Source organism: Streptomyces sp. 3330, assembly GCF_031456635.1.
GTDB lineage: Bacteria > Actinomycetota > Actinomycetes > Streptomycetales > Streptomycetaceae > Streptomyces.
This window is the reverse complement of the sequence record NZ_JAVDVA010000016.1, coordinates 153,822-175,695: the sequence shown is the minus strand read 5'-3', so window position 1 is coordinate 175,695 and position 21,874 is coordinate 153,822. Positions and strand designations below refer to the sequence as shown.

Annotated in this window: 16 protein-coding genes; 5 read left to right on the top strand and 11 right to left on the bottom strand. The window is 72.2% G+C overall.

The genetic code is table 11. The features are described from left to right. Positions 1-4: 4 nt before the first annotated feature. Genes malQ through J2X68_RS25690 form a run of 10 tightly spaced genes read right to left on the bottom strand, consistent with a single transcriptional unit; the run spans position 5 to position 14,965 of the window. On the bottom strand, positions 5-2,107 hold the full coding sequence (malQ, locus tag J2X68_RS25735; protein ID WP_310434944.1) for a 4-alpha-glucanotransferase: 2,103 nt from the start codon (positions 2,105-2,107) through the stop codon (positions 5-7). Further along, positions 2,104-5,415 (bottom strand): HAD-IIB family hydrolase, encoded by a 3,312-nt coding sequence (locus tag J2X68_RS25730; protein WP_310434943.1) that lies wholly within the window; start codon positions 5,413-5,415, stop codon positions 2,104-2,106. Before J2X68_RS25730 ends, malQ begins: the two co-directional genes overlap by 4 nt. 5 nt (positions 5,416-5,420) lie before the next feature. Next, positions 5,421-6,350, bottom strand: coding sequence for a PfkB family carbohydrate kinase (locus J2X68_RS25725; RefSeq protein WP_310434942.1), 930 nt, complete (start codon positions 6,348-6,350; stop codon positions 5,421-5,423). Further along, positions 6,347-7,480, bottom strand: coding sequence for a sugar phosphate nucleotidyltransferase (locus J2X68_RS25720; protein ID WP_310434941.1), 1,134 nt, complete (start codon positions 7,478-7,480; stop codon positions 6,347-6,349). Before J2X68_RS25720 ends, J2X68_RS25725 begins: the two co-directional genes overlap by 4 nt. Then, positions 7,473-9,566: a glycosyltransferase gene (locus J2X68_RS25715; protein ID WP_310434940.1), complete on the bottom strand. Its 2,094-nt coding sequence runs from the start codon at positions 9,564-9,566 to the stop codon at positions 7,473-7,475. The genes J2X68_RS25720 and J2X68_RS25715 overlap by 8 nt, the downstream gene beginning before the upstream one ends. A 2-nt stretch (positions 9,567-9,568) precedes the next feature. After that, the gene (locus J2X68_RS25710) at positions 9,569-11,035 is read right to left on the bottom strand and encodes a phosphotransferase (RefSeq protein ID WP_310434939.1); all 1,467 of its coding nucleotides are present in this window, start codon (positions 11,033-11,035) and stop codon (positions 9,569-9,571) included. A gap of 6 nt (positions 11,036-11,041) precedes the next feature. Continuing rightward, positions 11,042-11,842, bottom strand: coding sequence for an ABC-2 family transporter protein (locus J2X68_RS25705; RefSeq protein WP_310434938.1), 801 nt, complete (start codon positions 11,840-11,842; stop codon positions 11,042-11,044). Beyond that, complete coding sequence (locus tag J2X68_RS25700; protein ID WP_310434937.1) at positions 11,839-12,648, bottom strand: ABC-2 family transporter protein; 810 nt, start codon at positions 12,646-12,648, stop codon at positions 11,839-11,841. The genes J2X68_RS25705 and J2X68_RS25700 overlap by 4 nt, the downstream gene beginning before the upstream one ends. Then, the gene (locus J2X68_RS25695; RefSeq protein WP_310434936.1) at positions 12,645-13,676 is read right to left on the bottom strand and encodes an ATP-binding cassette domain-containing protein; all 1,032 of its coding nucleotides are present in this window, start codon (positions 13,674-13,676) and stop codon (positions 12,645-12,647) included. The genes J2X68_RS25700 and J2X68_RS25695 overlap by 4 nt, the downstream gene beginning before the upstream one ends. Next, entirely contained in the window at positions 13,673-14,965 is a 1,293-nt protein-coding gene (locus J2X68_RS25690; RefSeq protein WP_310434935.1) for an aminotransferase class III-fold pyridoxal phosphate-dependent enzyme, read from the bottom strand. Before J2X68_RS25690 ends, J2X68_RS25695 begins: the two co-directional genes overlap by 4 nt. Positions 14,966-15,227: 262 nt before the next feature. On the opposite strand from J2X68_RS25690, the gene J2X68_RS25685 reads away from it, so the two are divergent. Both J2X68_RS25685 and rfbB read left to right on the top strand, forming a co-directional pair. Then, positions 15,228-16,295 (top strand): glucose-1-phosphate thymidylyltransferase, encoded by a 1,068-nt coding sequence (locus tag J2X68_RS25685; protein ID WP_310434934.1) that lies wholly within the window; start codon positions 15,228-15,230, stop codon positions 16,293-16,295. Beyond that, positions 16,292-17,269: a dTDP-glucose 4,6-dehydratase gene (rfbB, locus tag J2X68_RS25680; RefSeq protein WP_310434933.1), complete on the top strand. Its 978-nt coding sequence runs from the start codon at positions 16,292-16,294 to the stop codon at positions 17,267-17,269. The genes J2X68_RS25685 and rfbB overlap by 4 nt, the downstream gene beginning before the upstream one ends. An 82-nt stretch (positions 17,270-17,351) precedes the next feature. Here rfbB and J2X68_RS25675 read toward each other — a convergent pair whose 3' ends face one another. Further along, positions 17,352-18,389 (bottom strand): LacI family DNA-binding transcriptional regulator, encoded by a 1,038-nt coding sequence (locus J2X68_RS25675; protein ID WP_310434932.1) that lies wholly within the window; start codon positions 18,387-18,389, stop codon positions 17,352-17,354. Positions 18,390-18,662: 273 nt separating this feature from the next. Here J2X68_RS25675 and J2X68_RS25670 point away from each other — a divergent pair, with 273 nt between their 5' ends. The 3 genes from J2X68_RS25670 to J2X68_RS25660 are packed head-to-tail and all read left to right on the top strand — an operon-like array spanning position 18,663 to position 21,861. Beyond that, positions 18,663-19,934, top strand: a complete 1,272-nt coding sequence (locus tag J2X68_RS25670; RefSeq protein WP_310434931.1) for an extracellular solute-binding protein — start codon at positions 18,663-18,665, stop codon at positions 19,932-19,934. A 23-nt stretch (positions 19,935-19,957) separates the two neighbouring features. Beyond that, on the top strand, positions 19,958-20,974 hold the full coding sequence (locus tag J2X68_RS25665) for a sugar ABC transporter permease (RefSeq protein WP_310434930.1): 1,017 nt from the start codon (positions 19,958-19,960) through the stop codon (positions 20,972-20,974). Beyond that, positions 20,971-21,861 carry a sugar ABC transporter permease gene (locus tag J2X68_RS25660; protein ID WP_399040809.1) on the top strand — a complete coding sequence of 297 codons (891 nt, stop codon included), beginning with the start codon at positions 20,971-20,973 and terminating at the stop codon, positions 21,859-21,861. The genes J2X68_RS25665 and J2X68_RS25660 overlap by 4 nt, the downstream gene beginning before the upstream one ends. Positions 21,862-21,874 lie beyond the last annotated feature (13 nt).

Below are 21,874 nucleotides of genomic sequence, written 5' to 3'. Positions count from 1 at the left end.
TCCCTCAGCTTGGGCAAGAGCCTGGCCTGACATCTGTCTCCTCGGTCTTCGTTCCGTGCGGTTCGCTGTCGTCGAACACGCGGGCGATGGCCTGTACGTCGGGGTGGGCGGGCAGTTCCTCCAGCGCCACCGGCCTGCCGTGCCGGTCCGCGATCGGCAGCCGCCAGTTGGGGTGCACGTCCGCGGTGCCGGGAAGGTTCTGCGGTCGGCGGTCGCCGGTCGCGTCCGGCAGCCACACGCCGAGCAGCGTCGAGGGCGTGCGGGTCAGGAATCGGTGCAGGGCCACCACTTCGCCGTCGGCGTCGGGCAGCAGGTCGGACCGGCGCAACTCCGCCAGCCAGGCGTCCCGTTCGGCCGCCGCCTGCGCCTTCTCCTCCGGCTCCGGACGGGTCAGCAGTCCCAGCCGGGCCCGCAGATCGACGTGTTCGCCGCTCAGCCAGGCGGCGGTCGTCGGCAGGTCATGGGTGGTCAGCGTGGCGAGGCAGTGGGTACGCCACCGGTCCGCCGGCAGCGGACCGTCGCGTCCCTCGGAACCGCCCAGGTACTCGAAGCGCTGCACCGAGGTGCCGAGGACGCCGCGCGCCGCCAGCTCCTCGCGGACACCGCTCTCCACCGTGCCGAGGTCCTCGCCGATCACCGCGACCCCGGCCCGGTGTGCCTCCAGCAGCAGCACCCCGAGCATGGCCTCGGCGTCGTAGCGGACGTAGGTCCCCTCGGACGGGGGCCGGCCCTCGGGCACCCACCACAGGCGGAAGAGGCCCATGACGTGGTCGACCCGCAGGGCGCCGGCGTGCCGCATGCCGGCGCGCAGCAACGCGGCCAGCGGACGGTAGCCCTCGGCGGCCAGCGCGTCGGGCCGCCAGGGCGGCTGTCCCCAGTCCTGCCCGAGGGGGTTGAAGTCGTCGGGGGGAGCCCCGACGCTCATCCGGCCGGCCAGGCAGTGCTGGAGTGCCCAGGCGTCGGCGCCCTCGGGGGCCACGCCCACCGCGAGATCGTGCACCAGCCCGATGGCCATGCCCGCGCCCGTCGCCGCCCGTTGCGCCGAGGCGAGCTGCTCGTCGGTGATCCACGCCGACCAGCGGTGGAAGGCGACGGCGTCCGCCAGCTCCTCGCGCGCCTCGGCCACCGCGGGGGAGCGGGGATCGCGCAGTCCCTCGGGCCAGGACCGCCAGGCGCCGCCGTGCACCTCGGCCAGCGCGCACCAGGTGGCGAATTCCGTCAGGTCCTCGCCCTCGCGGGCGACGAACGCCTCCAGCGCGGCACGGCGGCCCGGTGCGGGCGGCACCGCGTACAGACGGCGCAGGGCCTCCTGCTTGAGATCGCGGACCGCCTCCCGGTCGATCAGCGTCTCGCCGCGCAGCACACGCTCGTTGAGATCCCGGGCGCGGGCGGCGCAGGAGTCCACGGCGCGCCGGGCCTCCCGGTCCAGGTAGCGGTACTCCGGGACCTCCTCCACCCGGACGTGCATCGGGTCGGCGAAGCGCCGCGAACTCGGCCGGTACGGGGAAGGATCGGGCAGCGGCCCCGGCTCCACCGCGTGCAGCGGACCCAACTGGACGAAGTCGGCGCCGAGTTCATGGCCGGACCAGGCGGCCAGTTCCGCGAGGTCGGCCAGGTCGCCCATGCCCCAGGACCGGTGGGAGAGCACCGAGTACAGCTGGACCAGGAAGCCCCAGCCGCGTCGCCCGGGCACCGGGACGCGGTCGGGTACCGACAGCAGGGGAGCGGAGGCCCGCCGCCGACCGGCGCTCGCGTGCAGGACGTGCGCTCCGGGAGGCAGCGGCGTCGAGAGAGCGCACACGCCGCCGCCCTCCAGCCGGACACGGGCCTCGGCGTCCGACGGCAGCCGCAGCTCCACGGCCGATCCCGCGCGGGAGACGACGCAGGCCGGCAGCAGCCTGTCCGCGTCCGCCGCTGCGCGGGCCGTGAGCGCCCGCCGGGCCGCGGCCGGGGTACTGGCGTCCACGCCGCACGAGGCCAGGACCGCGACCAGGGTGTCCGCGGCGACGGTGACACGGCGCCCCCGGTCGGTGACGTACTCGGTGCTCACGCCGTGCGCGCGGGCCAGTTCCCGCAGGGGCGCGTCGGGTGCGGTTCCCCGGCTCATGCGTGTCCCTCCACCGGAGCGAAGAGACGCTCCAGGACGGAGGCGACCCCGTCCTCGTCGTTGCCGGGGGCGATCTCGTCGGCCATGGCCCGCAGTTCGTGGTGGGCGCCCGCCACCGCCACGCCATGGGCGGCCCAGGCCAGCAGCGGGACGTCGTTGGGCATGTCGCCGAACGCGACGGCGTCGGCGCCGGTGAAGCCGAGCAGTTCGGCGGCACGGGCCACGCCGGCGCCCTTGTCCGTGCCCTCGGGCAGGACCTCCACCATGCCCTTGACCGAGTGCACGACGGTCACCGCGCCGCCCGTGAGCCGCCGGGTCACCGCGGCCAGCCGGTCCTCGTCGACCTCAGGGTGGTGCAGGATCAGCTTGTCGATGGGCGAGGTCCACAGCAGGTCGCGGTCGGTGGTCACGTCCCAGCCGTGACGGACCCGCTCCCCGAAGCCCGGAGTGACCTTGAAACGGCTCTCCGGCGGCGAGGTGACGATCCCCAGCTCGACCCGGCCCAGCTCCGCCTCGACCCGCTCGACGACGCTGCGGGCGAGGTCGCGGTCCAGGGACAGGGAGGACAGCAGCCGGTCGGTCCCCGCGTCGTACAGCTGCGCGCCCTGTCCGCACACCGCGAGGCCCCGGTAGCCGAGGGTCTCCAGGAGGTGCTTGCAGGCCACCGCCGGACGTCCGGTGACCACCAGGTGGTGGGCGCCGGACGAGGCGACCAGCTCCAGAGCCCGCCGGGTGCGCGCCGACACCGTGAGGTCGCTGCGCAGCAACGTCCCGTCCAGGTCGGTCGCCACCAGGCGGAACGCGGGCATGCGCACCGGCACCGCGTCCCAGACCACCCGGCCCGAGCGCAGCGTCACCATGGCCACGGCGTGGCTGCCGAGGGGCGGCCCGTCCAGCGTCCCGGCGAACACGCCGTCGTCCTCGTCGGCCGTCAGCGGCCGCAGGACGGCTCCCGCCGCGGAGGGCGCCGGTTCGTCCGAGGCGAGGGCCTCGGCGGCGGACTCCAGCGCGGCGCGCGGCGCCGGGCCCGCCGGCCGGTCCGCCGTGCCCGTGCGCCGGTGGACCCCGGCACGCGCGCCGGGCTCCGGGGAGTGGCCGCTCGCGACGGCGGCGGCCGTGGCGGCGGACCGGGCGGTCGGCGCGGGTGTCGCAGCCGTGGCAGGCCGTGCCGAGTCCGGGAGGTCGGCCGGGGCGGCCCCTCCCGGGTGGGCCCCCACCGGGTCCGCCGCCGCGGCCCTTCCGGGGCCGGACGGAGAGACTTCGGCGCGGCAGGCCACCGCGGCGGCCGCCTGCCCGGGGCGGGACGCCGACGAGGTCACCTCGACCACGAGCTCCACCCGGGAGGCCTCGGGGTGGGCGTATCGCACCCGCCAGACGCCGTCCGGACCGCTGGTGAGCCGGAACCGGCCCTCCAGCCGGGCCCGCAGGTCCGGCCGCCCGGCGCGCAGGGCCAGTTCGGCGCAGCGGGCGAAGTCCGCCCTGCCGTAGGCCGACGCGAAGAGCCGGTCCCAGGTGTTCGCGCCCAGCTCGTCGGCTCCGCATCCGAGAGCGCGGGCGAGGGCATCGGCGTCACCGCGTTCCGTCGCCGCCCGGACGACCAGGTCACGGTGCTCCGTGAAGGCGGAGGGCGGCAGCGCGTCCAGCCAGCCCCGCTCCACCAGGTCGGGCACCGCGGCCGGTGCGGGCTCGCCGGACAGGAGCCGCTCGTAGGCGGCCAGGCGCAGGCCGGCGGCGCGCGCCCAGGTGAAGGTGCGGCTCAGGCGACGGGCGTTGTCCGACAGCCTGGCGTAGGTGTCCGGCGCCGTACGGAAGACGGTCACGGCCTCACGTATGCGTTCCGCGAGAGCACCGGCCAGCCCCGGGTCGTCGTCGCGGAAGGAACCCGGCAGTGAGAATCCGGTCGCGTCCGGGGCGGTGACGGGGCGCCGGTGCCCGAAATGGGAGGTGACCCGCTGGGCCGTGGCCACCGGCACCGCACCGCAGGCCATGGCCTCGGCCTGGGCGATGAGGAAGCCGTCGAGTTCGAACTTGGAGGGGAAGACGCAGAAGTCGGCGCTCGCGGCCTGCTCGAACAGCGCCTCCTCGTCGGCGAGCCGCCAGTCCAGGTACACCTGGCCCGGATGCCGGTCGGCGAGCCGCTGGAACGCGGCGTTGGCGACGGCTGCCGGACCGTCACCGCCTCCGGTCGCGCAGCGGATCACGAAACCGACCTCCGGGTCGGCGGCCAGCACCTCCTCCACCGCCCGCATCAGCTCCAGTTGTCCCTTGTGGTGCACCGCGTAGCGGGCCGCGTGGTAGAAGACCGGACCGGACACCGTCAGACCCAGCGACCGGCGCACCGCGGCCCGGTCCACCGACTGCGGGTCGCGGGCCAGCCAGCTGTCGGCGATGCCGCATCCGCCGGCCAGCAGCCGGTCGGGACGCTCACGCAGCCTGCGGGCCACGGGGAGCGACTCGAAGAGGGCTCCGAGCGGTGTGCCCTCCCAGGTGACGTAGTGGTCGAGCTGACCGGGGGAGACGAAGTCGATCAGATCCGCGTCGGCGGCGATCAGCGGGAACACGCCCACGTGGTCCGGGCCGTACTCGACGTGCATCCGGGTGCCGGCCAGCGCCCGGGCCACGGCGGCGGCGGGGGAGTCCTCGGCGGGCGGGGGCCCGTCCAGGGCGTCGAGATCCGGACCGTGCACCTCGAACAGCTCCAGCAGCCTCTCCACCTGCGGCCGGTACACCTTCTGGGTGATGGGGGCGTTCGCCGCGATCGTGCTCACCGTCCGGTAGCGGTCGTCGTCGGCGAGGACCGCGGGCAGCAGGTAGTGGTAGGCCGGCTCGAAGGCGTGCACGACCGCCGGCCCGTCCGCCAGATACCGCTGCAGGAACCGCAGGCCGTCGACCTGGAAGACCAGCGGCTTGAAGTGGGCGAGGTCGCGGCCCTCGGCGGCCGGTGGCGGGTAGAGCCGGTCCGGCAGCAGGTCCAGGTGGGAGTCGGAGAGCAGATACACGTCCACGCCCTCCAGCTGCAGCAGATGGGCACGGGTGTCGAGGACGAGGCCGGTCGCGGCGGGCTGGCCCGGCCACACCTTGGGATCCAGCACCAGCGGCACCGTGTGCTCGTCGCGGTAGTCGAGTTCCCGTACACCGAACCGCTCCCGCAGCAGCTCCAGATGGCCGTGCGCGGGCGTGATCAGGGAGACCCGGTGGCCGCCTGAGGCGTACTGACGGGCGAGGTTCCACACGAGCGGTGAGAGGCCGCCGCGCATGAGCCGGTTGTCGAAGCCGCCGCATTCGAAGGAGAAGAGGACGAGGTGCATCCGGGTCACCCCCTCGGTCCGCCGGTCCGGGCGCGGGCGCAGGCCGCGCGCAGACCGGGCAGGTCGATGAACTCGGTGTGGGTGCCGGCGCTCGCGCAGGCGAACGCCCCGGCCACCGAACCGGCCAGGACGCTCTCCTCCACCGGCCGTCCCTCCAGGTGGGAGTGGAGGAAGGCGGTGACGAACGCGTCGCCCGCGCCGTTGGTGTCGACGACCGGCCGCTCGGGCCGCACCGCCGGGAAGTGGCGCGCCTCGGCCTCGCCCCGCAGCAGCAGGTGGCAGCCTTCCGCGCCGTCGGTGGCCACGACGAGACGCGCCCGGCCCTCCTCGACGATGCCGTGCAGCACCTCGTCCAGCCGGTCGCGCACGGCCGCGGCACTCATGAAGACGTAGTCGGAGGACAGGGCGTAGACGCGGTGGTGGGGGTTGACGCCGTCCCAGTCGTGCAGGTCCGTGGAACTGCTCACGCCGAGCCGGTGGATGTCCTCGTACAGGTCGCGGTTGTGTCCCACGATGGACAGGTGCACGTGCCGTGCCCGTTCCAGGTGCGGCAGGTAGAAGGCACGGGGCAGCCGCAGGTCCTCCGGGTGCCGGGAGTCGTAGAAGGAGAAGCGGCGGCCCTGCGCGTCGACCAGGTTCACGCCGCGCGGCGTGCCGTGCGCGGACACCTCGTGGCTGAAGTCGAGGCCCCGCTCGGCGTACGCGGCGAGCACCGCGTGGCCCTGCGGGTCGTCGCCGAGGAAGTCGATGAACTTGGTGGTCAGGCCGAGCGCGTGCCAGCCGAGCGCCACGCCGTTGCCGGTGTGCGCCACGTAGTCGTACACGGGCGGCACGTGCAGCGAATCGCCCGGCGGGACCTCCAGTCTCTCGACGCGGACGACGGTGTCCACACCGGCGCCGCCGACCACCAGGACGTCGTAGGGGGGCAGGCTCATGTACGGGTTCCTTCCATGACGGCTGCGGCGTCCTCGACCCGCTGCACCTGTCCGTTCTCCAGGACCACCGCCGAGTCGATGTCCTGGCCGGGGCCGACCGTCGCGCCGGGCAGCAGCACGCTGCGCCTGACCCGGGCGCCCGCCCCGACGCGTGTGCCGGGGAACAGCACGCTGTGCTCCACCCGGCCGTCGTTGACGAGGTCCGCCGGGACCACCGAGGCGACCACGCCGTGGGAGTCGGCCAACCAGCCGCGGTCCACTTCGGGCCGGAGGGTCCTCGGCATCCGTTCGACGGGGAGTCCGGCCCGGGGGCCGGCGGAGGCGAGCAGCAGATGCGCGCGGTGATAGCGCTCGACGGTGCCGATGTCCTCCCAGTGCCCGTCGACCCGGTGGCCGCGGATGTGCTCGCCCGCCGCCAGCATGGCGGGGATGACGTCCCGGCTGATGTCGTGCTGCCAGTCGGTGCCGTCGAGCTTCTCCAGGTAGCGGTGCAGCACCGCCGCGTCGAAGACGCAGAAGGCGGCGAACACCAGGTCGCTGGTCGGCTCGGCGGGCTTCTCCACGAACTCCGTGAGCCGGCCGGCACGATCGAAGCGGACCATGCCGAACAGGTGGACCCAGCGCCGTTCGATCCGCTGGTAGGCGACGGTCAGGGCGGCGCCGGAGGCGCGGTGGGCCTCGATCAGCGGGCCGTGGTCGAAGCGGTAGACGTGGTCGGCGTGCAGGACCAGCACCTGTTCGGGTCCGCCGCCGAAGACGTGTCCGGCCTTGCGGATCAGCGCGTCCGCGGTGCCCCGTTCGGCCGGCCAGGTGCGTTCGGGCAGCTCGCGCGGGAGCGCGTCCCCCGCGGCCCGGTAGGCGTCGTCGTACGGCCCGAAGTGGACCCGGAATCCCGGGTCGCGGTTCCACACCTGGTGCAGGTCGTCCATGAGCAGGCGTTCCTCGTACTGGGACAGCAGCAGCACCTCCCCCAGACCCGAGGCGCGCGCGTTGGCGAGGCTGAAGTCGATCAGCCGGCAGGCGCCGCCGTAGGGCACGAGCGGCTTCAGGCGTCCGGTGCCCAGCGGGCCCATGCGCCGTCCCTCGCCGCCCGCGAGCAGCACCGCGCGCACTCCTCCCCGTTCAGCCATGACGGGCCTCGTCCCAGGTGACCCGCCCGGAGACCAGCGTGAGCAGCAGGCGGGCCTCCGACGACGGCGGTGGTCCCTCGAACTCACCGGGTCCGGTGCGGCGCAGCTCCCGCACCTCGGGCAGCGCGCGGACCGCCGTGCCGCGGGGGCCGGGGGTCACCAGCTCCACGCGCTCGGCGTGCGGCAGCCGGTACACCAGCCTGCCGTCGTCGGTGACCGAGCACCGTTCACGGAGCCCGCGTGCCTCCTCGGCGGTCACGGCGTCGGGGAAGCGGTCCAGGATGTGCTCGCAGGTGGTGAAGTCGGCGCGGTCCCACGCGGTCCCGTAGAACCGGCGCGCGACCGAGGTGTCGACGGGGGCATGTCGCGCGTACGCCGCCAGGTCGCCGTGGTCGAGTGCGGCCTCCGCGGTGATCTCGTCGTCCTTCAGCTGGTCGAACCAGCCGTGCCGCAGGGCCCGTTCGGCGGCGGGCTCGGCGGGCTCGCCCCGCCACAGACGGCCGAAGGCGGCCAGGTGCAGTTCCGCGCAGTGCTCCCAGGTGAACCGCCGGGCGACGGCCTCCGCGCGGGCCGACAGCAGCTGGTAGCGGACCGGGTCCCCGGTCCGCAGGGCCACCGCCTCGTGGATGCGGGCGACGAGGGCGGCGGTGAGCAGCTGGTCGTCCTCGGCGAAGGAGCGGTTGACGGCCAGGCCGGTGGTGTCCGGCTCGGGCCGGGCGTGGAGGAAGTGGGCCATGCCCTCCTGCGCCGTGGCGATGGGCACGGCTCCGCAGACCATCGCCTCGCCCTGGGCGATGAGGAAGGTGTCCATCTCGAACTTGGAGGGGAAGAGGCAGAAGTCGGCGGACGCCGCGTACTCGAACACCCGTCGCTCGTCGACCCGGTCCGACTCCAGGTGCAGCCGCCCCGGGTGCCGTCGGGCGACCTCGCGGAAGTACGGGTCGTCCAGCGGGGCGCCGGAGATGCAGCGCACGACGAAGTTCGCGGCGAGACCGTCGCTCAGAACCCGGTCGACGGCGCGCATCAGTTCCAGCTGGCCCTTGTGGTGCAGGGCGTAGCGGGCGTTGTGGAAGAAGGTGGGGAGGGCGGGGTCCAGCCCGAGCCCGCCCAGCACCTTCGCCCGGTCGACCTCCCGCGGATCCCAGGCGAGCCACTGGTCGGAGATGGCGCAGCCGCCGACGAACATCTTGTGCGCGTTCTCCCGCACGGCGCGGGCCAGGGGCAGGTGCGCGAAGAGCGCTTCGAAGGGGGTGTCCCGGAACGAGGCGTAGAAGTCGAGCTGGCCGGGCGAGAGGAAGTCGATCAGATCGGCGTTCTCCAGGATCAGCTGGTACAGGGCGACGTGGTCCGGCGGGTACTCGTAGTGCAGATGGGTGAGTTGCTGGTACTGACGCACCGCTTCGAGCTCGGGCCCGGCAGGCGGGCCGTCCGGCGGGAGGTCGGCCGTGGCGCCCAGCAGCTCGAGCAACCGGCGTACCTCGGGCGCGTACACCTTCTTCGCGACCGGCATGTTGCTCTGCACCGTGCTGACGACGAGTTTCAGCGGGTCGTCGCGCAGCGCGGCCGGCAACAGGTAGTGGTAGTACGGCTCATGGGCGTGGACGAGCGCCTTCTCCTCGCCGAACCAGTGGCGCAGGAAGCGCACGCTGTCCGCCTGGAAGACCAGCGGCTTGAAGAAGACGAGGTCCTGGCCCTTGGCGGAGTAGGGCGGGTAGAAGGTGTCCGGAAGCCGGTCGAGGTAGTCGTCGGAGAGGAAGTACAGGTCCACTCCGTCCAGGCGGATGCGGTGCGCGGTGGTGCGCAGCGGCAGCCGGACCTCGGCGGGGAAGTCCTGCCACACGTCGGGGTCGAGCACCAGGGGCAGGACGTACTCGTCCGCGTAGTCGAGGTCCTCCACCTCGTACCTGCCCCGCAGGTCGTCGAGTCTGCCGTGCGCGGGAGTGACGATGGAGACCCGGTGGCCGCGGGCGGCGAACGCCCGGGACAGGTTCCACAGGTACACCGAGGTGCCGCCCTGCAGGAAGGTGTGGTCGAAGCCGCAGCATTCGAAGTAGGTCTCGATGATGTGCATACGGGGCTCTGTCACGGTCACGTCCTTGCGGGAAGAGTCGGGGCCGGGGTGAGGGCGCCGAGGGCGAGGGCATGGCGCAGGTCGATCGCGGCGTGGTAGGGGCGGGCGTGGTCGATGTTGTAGGCGAGTTCGTGCAGCAGCCGGCCCAGGTACAGCAGGCGGCGCAGGGGGCCGTCCGCGGTCCGCCCCAGGAGCAGCCGCAGGACCTGCGTCCGCCAGATGTCGGCGGCGCGGAAGACCCGCCGCAGCTCGGCGCGCGGCCCGGCGGGGCAGTCCTCGGCGCCGTCCAGCGCGCCCCGCATGGTGTCGAGGGAGTCGATGCCCAGGCGCTGCCCGCTCTCGAAGGCCGCTTCGTCGGCGGTGAAGTACTCCAGAGCGCGCTGGACGGCCACCAGGTCCTGCACCGGTGACTGCGCGGCCCAGCCCGCTTCGTCCGGTCCGAGCGCGGGGGTGGACATGTCGATGACGTTCATCGACCAGCCTCCGTCGTCCCGAGGCCGGCACAGCAGGTGGGACAGGTGCAGGTCGCCGTGGCACGGCCCGGAGGGGAATCCACCCGGTGCGGCGTCGAAGGCGGCGCCCAGCAGGGAGGCCTCCTGCCGCAGGGCCGCGAAGGCGGCGGCGCGGGGCGCCTCGGGCACGGAGATCCGCGCCGAGGCCAGGGCGGCCGTGCGGTCGACGCCGCGCGCCAGCACCTCGCGCACCGGATAGGGCGGTCCGGGATGTCCGCCGAGCCTGGCGTCCAGGTCCCGGTGGAATCCGGCCAGGAACCGCCCGGCGTCGCGCAGGTTGCGCGCCAGCGGACGCAGATGCGCCTCCACGGCGGCTGCGAGGTCGCCGGGATCCTGCGCGCCGGTCACCTTCGGCCACAGCGACCGCATGCTCTGCCTCAGCGGCAGGTCGATGCCGTCGCCCGGCGCGTACGCGTAGAACACGCCCAAAGTGCGGGTGACGCCGTCGGCGGGATCGACGTAGGCGTAGTCGCCGGCCCAGTCGGGGGTCCGGCCGGTGCGGTTCATCAGCCGCAGGAGCTCCGGCTCGCGGGCGGCCTCGTCCAGCCGCCGGTAGGTCTTGTGGACGTAGGCCCTGCCGTCGTTCTCGAGCAGCGACAGGGCGTTGGAGGACCAGCCGCGCTCGAACGGCAGCGGGCGCACCGAGCGCCCGGTGAGCCCGCTGCCGCGGAAACGCACCCAACCGCCGCGGGACGTGCGCAGACTGGCCTCGGCGCCGACGGCGTCCAGCGCGGCGGCGTCGTACTCCGGGCTGCCGTGCGCCTCTTCGGCAGCGGTCCCCCCGGAGCCGCGGCGGACCGGGACGAACCAGCGCTGTCCCGCCGCCGGCCCGCCGACGGCGGCCACCACCAGCAGGTGCGCGGAGCCGAGTTCCGCGTGGTCGACACACTCGAAGCGCTCGGCCCGCCGGCCGTCCTCGGACATCCAGGGGGCCGCGCGGAGCAGCGGGCCGAGATCGTCATCTCGCATCATGGCGACTCAACTTCCGGTCATCTCGTATCGGTTGACGCCACGGCGCCATACGGCCAGGGCGAGCGCGAGGGCGCCGGCCGTCACCACGGGCAGCCAGCCGAGCAGTCCCCTGTCGCCGTTCAGCAGGTAGACGCTGGGCACATAGGCGGTGAAGGCGAAGGGGAGCACCCAGGTGAGCAGGGCCTTCAGCGACGGGTGGTAGATGTCCAGCGGGTAGGCGGAGAACTCCGACACCTGACTGGCCGCGTACATCGCCGGCATGCTCGTCACGGTCCAGAAGGACAGCGAGGCGAAGAGCAGTTTGACCGAGGTGTGCACGAGGGCACCGCACAGCACCAGGAGCGGCGCGAGGACCCACTGCAACACGGTCAGGGACAGGCCGAGTTCGTGTCCCGCGTAGCCCACCACCACGGCGCCGACGATGAGTTCGCCGAGCCCGTCGGGATGGAAGAAGCGTTCCGACAGCAGGGAGAACAGCGGGTCGACCGGCCTGACGAGGTAGCGGTAGAACTCGCCGCGCTGGACGAGTTTGCGGCCCAGTTCCCACAGCTGGTCGGTGAAGAGGTGGTCGAGCCCCCGGGGCAGCAGGGAGAAGCCCAGCAGGAACAGCACCTCGTGGTACGACCAGCCGCCCACGACGGGAACCTGCCGGAAGACGAGGCCGACGACCGCCGTCTGCACGCCGACCCGGACCAGGAACGCGCCCGCGCCGAGCACGAAGTCCGTGCGGTAGGCGGCCAGCCGGTGCAGGCCGACCCCGCCGAGGAACCAGGAGAGCCGCAGGTACCGCACCATCGTGCGTGTCATCCGCCGAGCACCTCCAGCCGTCCGAGGGCCGCGCGCCAGAGCGCGGCGCACAGCAGCGCCAGTCCGGCCGCCCAGGCCGCCTGCTGGGCGAGCAGCCCGAGGGCGCCCGGCCAGCCGTCGTACCGGCCCAGGAGCAGGGTCAGCGGGCCGTCGACCATGCCGCGGAAGGGGAGTGCCCGCGCCAGCGCCGCCAGCGGGCCCGGCATCAGCGCGAGCGGCACGAGTTGTCCGGCGAAGAAGGCGACGACGCTCTGCTTGACCATCCGCACGCCCCAGGTGTTGGTGGTGAGGAAGCCGGTCATCCCGGTCAGCAGGTTCACGCAGAACGCCAGCAGCACCGAGAGCGCGGTGGAGACGGCGAACAGCAGCAGATCGGCCGGGCGGGGCGCGCTGAGCGGCACGAGCAGCGCGAACAGGCCGAGGACCGGCAGCCCGACCAGGACGGCGTTGGCCGCCACCACCGGCAGGCAGGCGAAGAACCGCATCACCGGATAGCTCACGGGGCGCACGAGCATGACGGCGACGTCGCCGCGGTACACCTCGGCGGCGACCTCGTCGTCCACCCGGTTGGTGTGCAGCACCTGGAGGATCTGTCCCACCAGCAGATAGGTGGTGATGTCGGCCACCGTGAAGCCGCCCGGGCCGCGGCCGGGGGTGCCCGCGTACACGGCGCGCCACAGGAAGACGGTCACGGCCGCGCCGGCGGCCGCGGTCATGGCCGTCATCGCGAACATGGAGCGGTACTGCAGCAGTGACTGCAGGCCGCTGGTGGCGAACGGCACGTAGCGGCGCGCGCGGGCGATCACGGAGCGCTCTCGGGGGCGAGCGCGGGTGCCGCGGCGCGGGATCCGGCGTAGATCTCGCGGAGCACGTCCTCGAGGCCGGGTTCGGGGGCGTACCAGTCGGCGAGGTCGAAGCGGTCCAGGAGGAAGGCGAGGACCTCGCGGGAGGTGTAGCGGCCGGTGGGGTAGTCGACGCGGACGCGGCCTCCGTCCTGCGGTGTGACGCGCACGCCGGGCAGGCCGGCCTCGATCCGTTCCCGGGCCGTCGCCGCCGTGGTGCCGTCCCGGTGGTCGAAGACGACCGAACGGTGGTCGGCGGTGCGCAGCAGGTCCTGCAAGGTCCCCTGGTGGACGACCCGGCCGTGGTCGACGACCAGGGCGCTGTCGCAGATCGCGGCGATGTCGGCGATGTCGTGGCTGGTGAGCACCACCGTCGTGCCCAGTTCCCGGTGGGCGCGGTTGACGAGTTGGCGTACCGCGTCCTTGAGCACCATGTCGAGGCCGATCGTCGGCTCGTCCCAGAACAGCACCGCCGGGTCGTGCAGCAGGCTGGCGGCGATCTCCGCGCGCATGCGCTGCCCGAGGCTCAGCTGGCGCACCGGCGTGGAACCCAGCGCGCCGATGTCGAGGAGGTCGTCGTACAGCGCGAGGTTGCGCCGGTAGACCGGTTCGGGGATGTCGTAGATGCGGCGCAGGATGCGGAAGGAGTCGGGGACCGACAGATCCCACCACAGCTGGCTGCGCTGGCCGAAGACGACGCCGATGGTGCGGGCGTTGCGCCGGCGGTGCCGGTACGGCTCCAGTCCGCCCACCAGGCAGCGGCCGGAGGTGGGGGTCATGATGCCGGTCAGCATCTTGATGGTGGTCGACTTCCCGGCGCCGTTGGCGCCGATGTAGGCGGTCTTGGCGCCGGCCGGTATCGCGAAGGAGACGTCGTCGACGGCGCGCACGACGCGGTACTCGCGGCTGAGGAGGGTGGAGAGGCTGCCCAGCAGACCGGGTTTGCGCTCGGCCAGCCGGAACTCCTTGACGAGATGTTCCGCCACGATCACGCGACCACCCGTTCGACTGCCTTCTCGAGCAGGCGTAAGCCCTCGTCGAGCAGTGCCTCCTCGATGGTGAACGGCGGTGCCAGGCGCAGGATGTGGCCCCCGAGGGAGGTGCGCAGCCCGAGGTCGAGGGCGGTCGTGTAGACGGCCCGGGCCACGTCGGGCGCAGGCGTGCGCTCCGCCGGGTCGGTGACGAACTCCAGGCCCCACAGCAGGCCGATACCGCGCACCTGGCCCAGTTGCGGGAAGCGGGACCGCAGGCCGCCGAGGCGGTCCTCCATGATCTCGCCGAGGACGCGGACGCGTTCGATCAGGCGGTCGCGCTCGACGACTTCGAGGGTGGCACGGGCGGCGGCGATCCCCAGCGGGTTGCTGGCGTACGTCGAGGCGTACGCGCCCGTGGTGGCCGCCTCCGGGCGGCGCAGCAGCTCGGCGCGGCCGGCGAGCACCGCGAAGGGGAATCCGCTCGCGGTGCCTTTCGAGAGCATGGCCAGGTCCGGCTCTATGCCGAAGAGTTCACTGGCGAGGAAGGCGCCCGTGCGGCCGCCGCCGGTGAGGACCTCGTCCGCGACGAGCAGGACACCGTTGTCGTGGCAGGCTTCCGCGACGCGTTCCCAGTAGCCGGGCGGCGGCACGATCACCCCGGCCGCGCCGAGGACGGGCTCGAAGACCAGCGCGGAGACGTTGGGCTTCTCGGCGATGTGTCTGCGCACGAGCGTCGCGCAGCGCACGTCGCACGAGGGGTACTCCAGCTCCAGGGGGCAGCGGTAGCAGTAGGGGCTGTACCCCAGCACGCTGTTGCCGCTGAAGGCCTGGTGGCCGATGTCCCAGTGGACGAGCATCCGGGCGCCCATGGTCTTCCCGTGGAAGCCGTGGCGCAGGGCGCCGATCCTGTTGCGGCCGGGGGGTGCGGTCGCCTGCACGACCCGCAGGGCGGCCTCGACGACCTCGGCGCCGGTGGAGAAGAACGCGTAGGTGTCGAGCTGTTCGGGCAGGAGTCTGGCCAGCAGTTCGAGGAGTTCGGCGCGGTCCGGGGTGGCGCTGTCGTGGACGTTCCACAGGCGGCGCGCCTGAGCGGTGAGCGCCTCGACGACCTCCGGGTGCCCGTGGCCGAGGGACTGGGTGAGGGTGCCGGCCGCGAAGTCGAGGTACTGGTTGCCGTCGAGGTCGGTGAGGACGGGGCCGCGCCCCTCGGCGAACACCCGGCGTCCGTGGACGGCTTCCTCGGAAGCGCCCGGGGCCAGGTGCCGTGCCTCTCGTGCCAGGTGCTCTGTCTGCCGTAAGCCTGTCATCGCTGCCCCTGCTCGTCGGGCCGAACGCACAAGACCGCCACATGGAACTGCGGTGCGGCGCACCGCTGTTGGCGGTTCGGCGTTGAGTCAAACACTTGAAGGCAGAACCCTGCAAGGCATTGCTGATGCTTTCAGAAAACTATTGCGGTGAGTCGTCGTACTCTGGTTGAGTCGAAGCGCTGACGGCGACACCACGCCTCTCGCTCGAGGAGGGACCTGTGAGAACACGCCCCCAGATCTGCCCGCCCACCCGGAGGTCTCGGTGAAAGCCCTGGTCCTGGCAGGTGGCACGGGCAGCAGACTCAGGCCGTTCACCCACACCGGCGCCAAGCAGCTCCTTCCCATCGCCAACAAGCCCGTGCTGTTCTACGCCCTGGAGTCCCTCGCCGCCGCCGGCATCCGCGAGGTCGGCATCGTGGTGGGCGAGTACGGCCGGGAGATCCGTGAACTGACCGGTGACGGCCAGGCGTTCGGGTTACGCATCGCCTACCTCCGGCAGCACCGACCCCTGGGCCTCGCGCACGCGGTGCGCATCGCCCGCGACTTCCTGGGCGACGACGACTTCCTGCTCTACCTGGGGGACAACTACCTCCCGCAGGGTGTCACCGACTTCGTCCGCCGCACGGGGGCGGACCCCGCGGCGGCCCGCCTGCTGCTCACCCCGGTCGCGGACCCGTCCGCCTTCGGCGTCGCGGAGGTCGACGCCGAGGGCAACGTGCTGCGCCTGGAGGAGAAGCCCGACAGCCCCCGCAGTGCGCTCGCCCTCATCGGCGTGTACGCCTTCAGCCCGGCCGTGCACGAGGCGGTACGGGCCATCACCCCGTCCGCGCGCGGTGAACTGGAGCTCACCCATGCCGTGCAGTGGATGATCGAGCACGGGCTGCGCGTGCGGGCCGACACCACCACCCGCCCCTGGCGCGACACCGGCAGCGTCGACGACCTCCTGGACGTGAACCACCATGTCCTGGACGGAGTGGAAGGCCTCGTCGAGGGCAAGGTCGACGCGCACAGCACACTGGTCGGCCGGGTGCGGGTCGCCGAGGGCGCGATCGTGCGCGGTTCGCGCGTCGTGGGTCCCGTGGTCATCGGCGCGGGCGCCGTCGTCAGCAACTCCAGCGTCGGCCCGTACACCTCCATCGGGGAGGACTGCCGGGTGGAGGACAGCGCCATCGAGCACTCCGTCCTGTTACGCGGAGCCCAGGTGGAGGGGGTGTCGCGGATCGAGTCCTCGCTCATCGGCCGCGGCGCCGTCGTGCGTCCGGCCCCCCGTCTGCCGCGGGCCCACCAACTCGTGATCGGCGACTACAGCAAGGTGTATCTCACCTCATGAACGCCCGGATCCTCGTCACCGGCGGAGCGGGCTTCATCGGCTCCGCCTACGTCCGCCACCTGCTGGCGCCCGAAGCGTCCGAAGGCACGGCGGTGACCGTCCTCGACCGCCTCACCTACGCCGGCAGTCTCGCCCGTCTCGACGCCGTGCGCGACCACGCCGACCTCACCTTCGTGCAGGGCGACGTGTGCGACGCGTCCCTGGTGAACGCCCTGGCCGCGCAGCACGACCAGATCGTGCACTTCGCGGCCGAGTCGCACGTCGACCGCTCGATAGCCGACGGCGGCGCCTTCACCCGCACCAACGTGCTGGGCACCCAGGTGCTGCTCGACGCGGCCCTCCGCCACGACGTGCGCACCTTCGTCCACATCTCGACCGACGAGGTGTACGGCTCCCTCCCGCACGGCGCAGCCAGGGAGGACGACCCGCTGCGCCCGACCTCGCCGTACGCGGCGTCGAAAGCGGCCTCCGACCTCATCGCGCTGGCCCACCACCACACCCACGGCCTGGATGTGCGGGTGACCCGCTGCTCGAACAACTTCGGCCCCCGCCAGCATCCCGAGAAGCTCATCCCGCGCTTCCTGGCCTGTCTCCTCTCCGGCGACGACGTCCCGCTCTACGGCGACGGGCAGCACGTACGCGACTGGCTGCACGTCGACGACCACGTCCGCGCCGTCGAACTCGTCCGTGCGTCGGGCAGACCGGGGGAGATCTACAACATCGGGGGCGGCACCTCGCTGCCCAACCTCGAACTCACGCACCGGCTGCTGGAGTTGTGCGGGGCCGGTCCGGACCGGATCGCGCACGTCCCGAACCGCAAGGGCCACGACCGGCGTTACGCGGTGGACCACACCAAGATCACGGCCGAGCTCGGGTACCGGCCCCGGGCCGACTTCGCGACCGCGCTGGCCGACACCGTGGAGTGGTACAAGCGGCATGCCGACTGGTGGGGACCGCTGTTCGCGTCCCCGTGAGGCGACCTCGCCCCGGGGACGCCGGGAGTGCGCCGGGCGATCGGCGGGCCACCGGTCACCCGGCCCGGACGGTTCCGGCGGCTCAGCGCCGGTCCGGCGAGCGCTGCTCGCTCCGCGGACCGGCGGAGGTGGAGCCCCGCACCACCAGTTCCGGCATGAAGACGAACTCCGCGCGAGGCGGCGGCGTACCGGCGATCTCCTCCAGCAGCGCGTCCACGGCGACCTGCCCCATCGCCTTGACGGGCTGGCGGACGGTGGTCAGGGGCGGATCGGTGAAAGCGATGAGAGGAGAGTCGTCGAAACCGATGACGGAGATGTCGCCGGGTACGTCCAGCCCTCGCTGCCGCGCCGCCCGCACGGCACCGAGCGCCATCATGTCGCTGGCGCAGATGACGGCCGTGCACCCCCTGCCGATCAGCGCGGCCGCCGCGGCCTGACCGCCCTCCAGGGTGAAGAGCGAGTGCTGGACGAGCTCCTGGCACTCCTCCTGCGCCGGTCCGAGCTGCTCGCGCAGGGCTGCCCGGAACCCCTCGATCTTGCGCTGCACCGGCACGAACCGCGCCGGCCCCAGCGCGAGACCGATGCGGGTGTGCCCCAGTTCCGCCAGGTGTGCCACGGCCAGACGCATGGCGGCCCGGTCGTCGGGGGAGACGAAGGGGGCCTCGATCCGGGGGGAGAACCCGTTGACGAGCACGAACGGCACGCCCCGCTCGTGCAGCCGGTCGTAGCGCCCGGTGTCGGCCGTGGTGTCCGCGTGCAGTCCGGAGACGAAGATGATGCCGGCCACCCCGCGGCTCACGAGCATCTCCGTGAGTTCGTCCTCGGTCGATCCCCCCGGCGTCTGTGTGGCCAGCACGGGCGTGTACCCCTGACGCGTCAACCCCTGGCCTATCACCTGGGCCAGCGCGGGGAAGATGGGGTTGTCCAGCTCCGGCGTGATCAGGCCGACCAGTTCCGCGCGCCGCTGGCGCACCGGATGCTCGTAGCCGAGTGCGTCGAGAGCGGCGAGGACCGAATCGCGCGTGCCCGACGCCACGCCGCGCGCGCCGTTGAGAACCCGGCTCACCGTGGCCTTGCTGACGCCCGCCTGGGCTGCGATGTGGGCAAGCCGCGCGGTCATGGCAGTGCACTGTACCCGCAGGCTCTCGGCGTGCCCAGGGCGCCCGGTGCGGGGAGGCGCGGCCACCGCGACCCGACGTCCGCGCGCGGGTCGAACGGAGAGCCCGGAAGGCGTCCGCACAATGGCTGAAACTACTTGCTGCAAAATCCAGCAAGTACTTTCGGTGGCTTTTCGATCCTGTTACGTTCCTGGCAACCCCGGCGCCGCGCAGGAGCGGACCGCGTGAGGCGTCGACGCCTCCGCCCAATTCCGGGACCACTCAGAGGAGTTCACATGCGGCGTGGCATTGCGGCCACCGCGCTGATCGCGACCCTGGCCCTCACCATCTCGGCGTGCGCAGGGGATGACGACGCCGGGAACAACGCCGACGGCGGCAAGGAGCTCTCGGGGACCGTCACCTTCTGGGACACCTCCAACGAAGCCGAGAAGGCGACTTATCAGGCCCTCGCCGAAGGCTTCGAGAAGGAGCACCCGAAGGTCGACGTCAAATACGTCAGCGTCCCCTTCGGCGAAGCGAACGCCAAGTTCAAGAACGCCGCCGGCGGCAACTCCGGCGCCCCGGACGTGATGCGCACGGAGGTGGCCTGGGTCGCGGACTTCGCCAGCATCGGCTACCTCGCCCCGCTCGACGGCACGGCGGCACTCGACGACGAGACGGACTACCTCCCGCAGGCCGCGGCCAGCACCAAGTACGAGGGGAAGACCTACGCGGTGCCGCAGGTGATCGACACCCTCGCGCTCTTCTACAACAAGCAGTTACTCAAGAAGGCCGGCGTCCCGGCGCCGGCCTCCGTCGCCGAGTTGAGGACGGCCGCCGCGAAGATCACCGCGAAGACCGGCGCGACCGGGCTCTACCTGCGCGGCGACGACCCGTACTGGTTCCTGCCCTACCTGTACGGCGAGGGCGGCGACCTGGTCGACGAGAAGAGCAAGACCGTCACCGTCGACGACGAGGCCGGGACGAAGGCCTACCAGGTCCTCAAGGACCTGGTGGACAGCAAGGCGGCGATCACGGACGCCTCCGACGGCTGGAACAACATGGAGAACGCCTTCAAGTCGGGCAAGGTCGCCATGATGCTCAACGGTCCGTGGGCCATCGAGGACGTACGGGCGGGCGCCCAGTTCAAGAACCCCGAGAACCTGGGAGTCGCACCCGTTCCGGCCGGCAGTGCCCGCCAGGGGTCGCCCCAGGGCGGATGGAACCTCTCGGTGTACGCGGGCTCGAAGAACCTCAACGCCTCCTACGCCTTCGTGAAGTACATGAGCTCGGCCGCGGTGCAGCAGCAGACCACCGAGAAGCTGAGCCTGCTTCCCACCCGCGCCTCCGTCTACAAGGTCCCGGCGGTGGCGGACAACCAGATGGTGAAGTTCTTCAAGCCCGCCGTCGACAAGGCCGTCGAACGGCCCTGGATCGCCCAGGGCAACGCCCTCTTCGAACCGATCCGCCTCCAGATGGCCAACGTGCTGTCCGGCAAGACCGACCCGGACAAGGCGGCCGCGAACACCGGCGACGCCTACCGCAAGCTGCTCGAGGACTACAAGTAGGCCGCGGGAGGGCTGACCGACCCATGGCTGTCGAGACCAGCAGGTCGACGGCGAGGGCCGCAGGCGCACCGAGCGCCCGCGACCGAGGCCGCCGTACCGACCACAAGAAGCCCCCGGGGCGGCTGCGCAGAGCCCTGACCACGCACTGGTACGCATGGAGCATGGTCGCCCCCGTGGTGGCCGTGATCGGCGTGATCATCGGATACCCCCTGGCGCGCGGCGTCTGGCTGTCCTTCACGGACGCCGACGAGGCGAACGTCGAGCGCACCATCGGCGTCAACCACATCCCCGCCACCTACGACTACGTCGGACTCGCCAACTACAAGGCGATCCTCCAGGACGGTGTCTTCTGGGACCGGCTCGGCTGGACGACGGTGTGGACCGTCAGCTGCGTCGCCCTGTCCTTCACCCTCGGTCTGGTGCTGGCCGTCATGCTCAACCGCACCTTCACCGGCCGCTCCCTGTACCGCACGGCGCTGATCCTGCCCTGGGCGGTGCCGGCGTTCATCTCCGTGTTCACCTGGCGCCTGCTGTTCAACGAACGCAGCGGCCTGTTCAACAAACTCCTCGCCGACGGCGGCATCGAGCAGATCTCCTGGCTGAACGACCCGACCTGGGCCAAGGTCTCCGTCATCACCGTGAACGTCTGGCTGGGCGTGCCGTTCATGCTCATCGCTCTCCTCGGCGGCCTGCAGTCCATCCCGGGTGAGCTCTACGAGGCGGCCGAGATGGACGGGGCGAGCCCCTGGCAGCGCTTCCGCCACATCACCGTGCCGGGCCTGCGGTCCGTGTCGAGCACGGTCGTCCTGCTCAGCGCCATCTGGACCTTCAACATGTTCCCGGTCATCTTCCTGCTGACCCGGGGCGGCCCGGGGGACGCCACCGAGATCCTGGTGACGTACGCCTACCGCATGTCCTTCGTCATCAGCCCCCGGGACTACGCGACGTCCGCCGCCTGGGGCGTGCTGATCCTGCTGCTCCTCGCACTCTTCGCGACGGCCTACCGCCGGTCGCTGCGCACGCAGGGAGACACCTGGTGACCGACACACGAACCCGCCCGCCCGAAGCCGCCGGCGCCCGGTCCACGGTGTCCCCGCGCAAGCGCGGCGACCGCGGCCCGCTGGCCTCCCTCGGACTGCATCTGACGCTGCTGACCGCCTCCGCGGCCGCCGTCTTCCCGCCGCTGTGGCTGCTGGTCACCTCCTTCAAGCCCAAGACCGACGCGTTCGACACGTCGTTGGTGAAGGACTTCACGCTCGGCAACTACCGCCACGTGGTGAGCGACACGGACTTCCTGTCCTGGCTGCAGAACTCGCTCGTCGTCGTCGGCCTGACCACGGTGATCGGCGTCTTCATCTCCGCCACCACCGGATACGCGGTGAGCCGCTTCCGCTTCCCCGGCATGCGCGCCCTCATGTGGATGCTCCTGCTCACCCAGATGTTCCCGGTCGCGGTGCTCATCGTGCCGCTCTACAACCTGCTCGCCGACCTCGGGCTGCTCAACCAGCCGGGCGGCCTCGTCGTCACCTATCTCACCGTCGCGGTGCCGTTCTGCGCCTGGATGATGAAGGGCTACTTCGACGGCATCCCGGTCGAGATCGACGAAGCCGGCCGCGTCGACGGACTCAACCCGTTCGGGACGTTCTGGCGCCTGGTGCTGCCCCTGGCCAAACCGGGGCTCGCCGTCACCGCCTTCTACACCTTCATCACCGGCTGGGCCGAAGTGGCCTACGCCTCCGCCTTCATGACCGGCGAGGAGAACCTCACGCTCGCCGGTGGCCTCCAGACGTTCGTCAACCAGTACACGAGTGACTGGGGTTCGCTGACCGCGGCCGCCGTGATCATCGCGGTCCCCGCCGCGATCGTCTTCGGGCTCGTCCAGCGACACCTCGTCTCGGGTCTGACCGCGGGCGCCACCAAGTCCTGACCGTCCCCCCACC

What these genes read in the sequence shown, in the direction of transcription:
- malQ (WP_310434944.1), bottom strand. Translation starts at nt 2,107, where the DNA reads ATGAGCCGGGGAACCGCACCCGACGCGCCCCTGCGGGAACTGGCCCGC.
- J2X68_RS25730 (WP_310434943.1), bottom strand. Translation starts at nt 5,415, where the DNA reads ATGCACCTCGTCCTCTTCTCCTTCGAATGCGGCGGCTTCGACAACCGG.
- J2X68_RS25725 (WP_310434942.1), bottom strand. Translation starts at nt 6,350, where the DNA reads ATGAGCCTGCCCCCCTACGACGTCCTGGTGGTCGGCGGCGCCGGTGTG.
- J2X68_RS25720 (WP_310434941.1), bottom strand. Translation starts at nt 7,480, where the DNA reads ATGGCTGAACGGGGAGGAGTGCGCGCGGTGCTGCTCGCGGGCGGCGAG.
- J2X68_RS25710 (WP_310434939.1), bottom strand. Translation starts at nt 11,035, where the DNA reads ATGATGCGAGATGACGATCTCGGCCCGCTGCTCCGCGCGGCCCCCTGG.
- J2X68_RS25705 (WP_310434938.1), bottom strand. Translation starts at nt 11,842, where the DNA reads ATGACACGCACGATGGTGCGGTACCTGCGGCTCTCCTGGTTCCTCGGC.
- J2X68_RS25690 (WP_310434935.1), bottom strand. Translation starts at nt 14,965, where the DNA reads ATGACAGGCTTACGGCAGACAGAGCACCTGGCACGAGAGGCACGGCAC.
- rfbB (WP_310434933.1), top strand. Translation starts at nt 16,292, where the DNA reads ATGAACGCCCGGATCCTCGTCACCGGCGGAGCGGGCTTCATCGGCTCC.
- J2X68_RS25675 (WP_310434932.1), bottom strand. Translation starts at nt 18,389, where the DNA reads ATGACCGCGCGGCTTGCCCACATCGCAGCCCAGGCGGGCGTCAGCAAG.
- J2X68_RS25670 (WP_310434931.1), top strand. Translation starts at nt 18,663, where the DNA reads ATGCGGCGTGGCATTGCGGCCACCGCGCTGATCGCGACCCTGGCCCTC.
- J2X68_RS25665 (WP_310434930.1), top strand. Translation starts at nt 19,958, where the DNA reads ATGGCTGTCGAGACCAGCAGGTCGACGGCGAGGGCCGCAGGCGCACCG.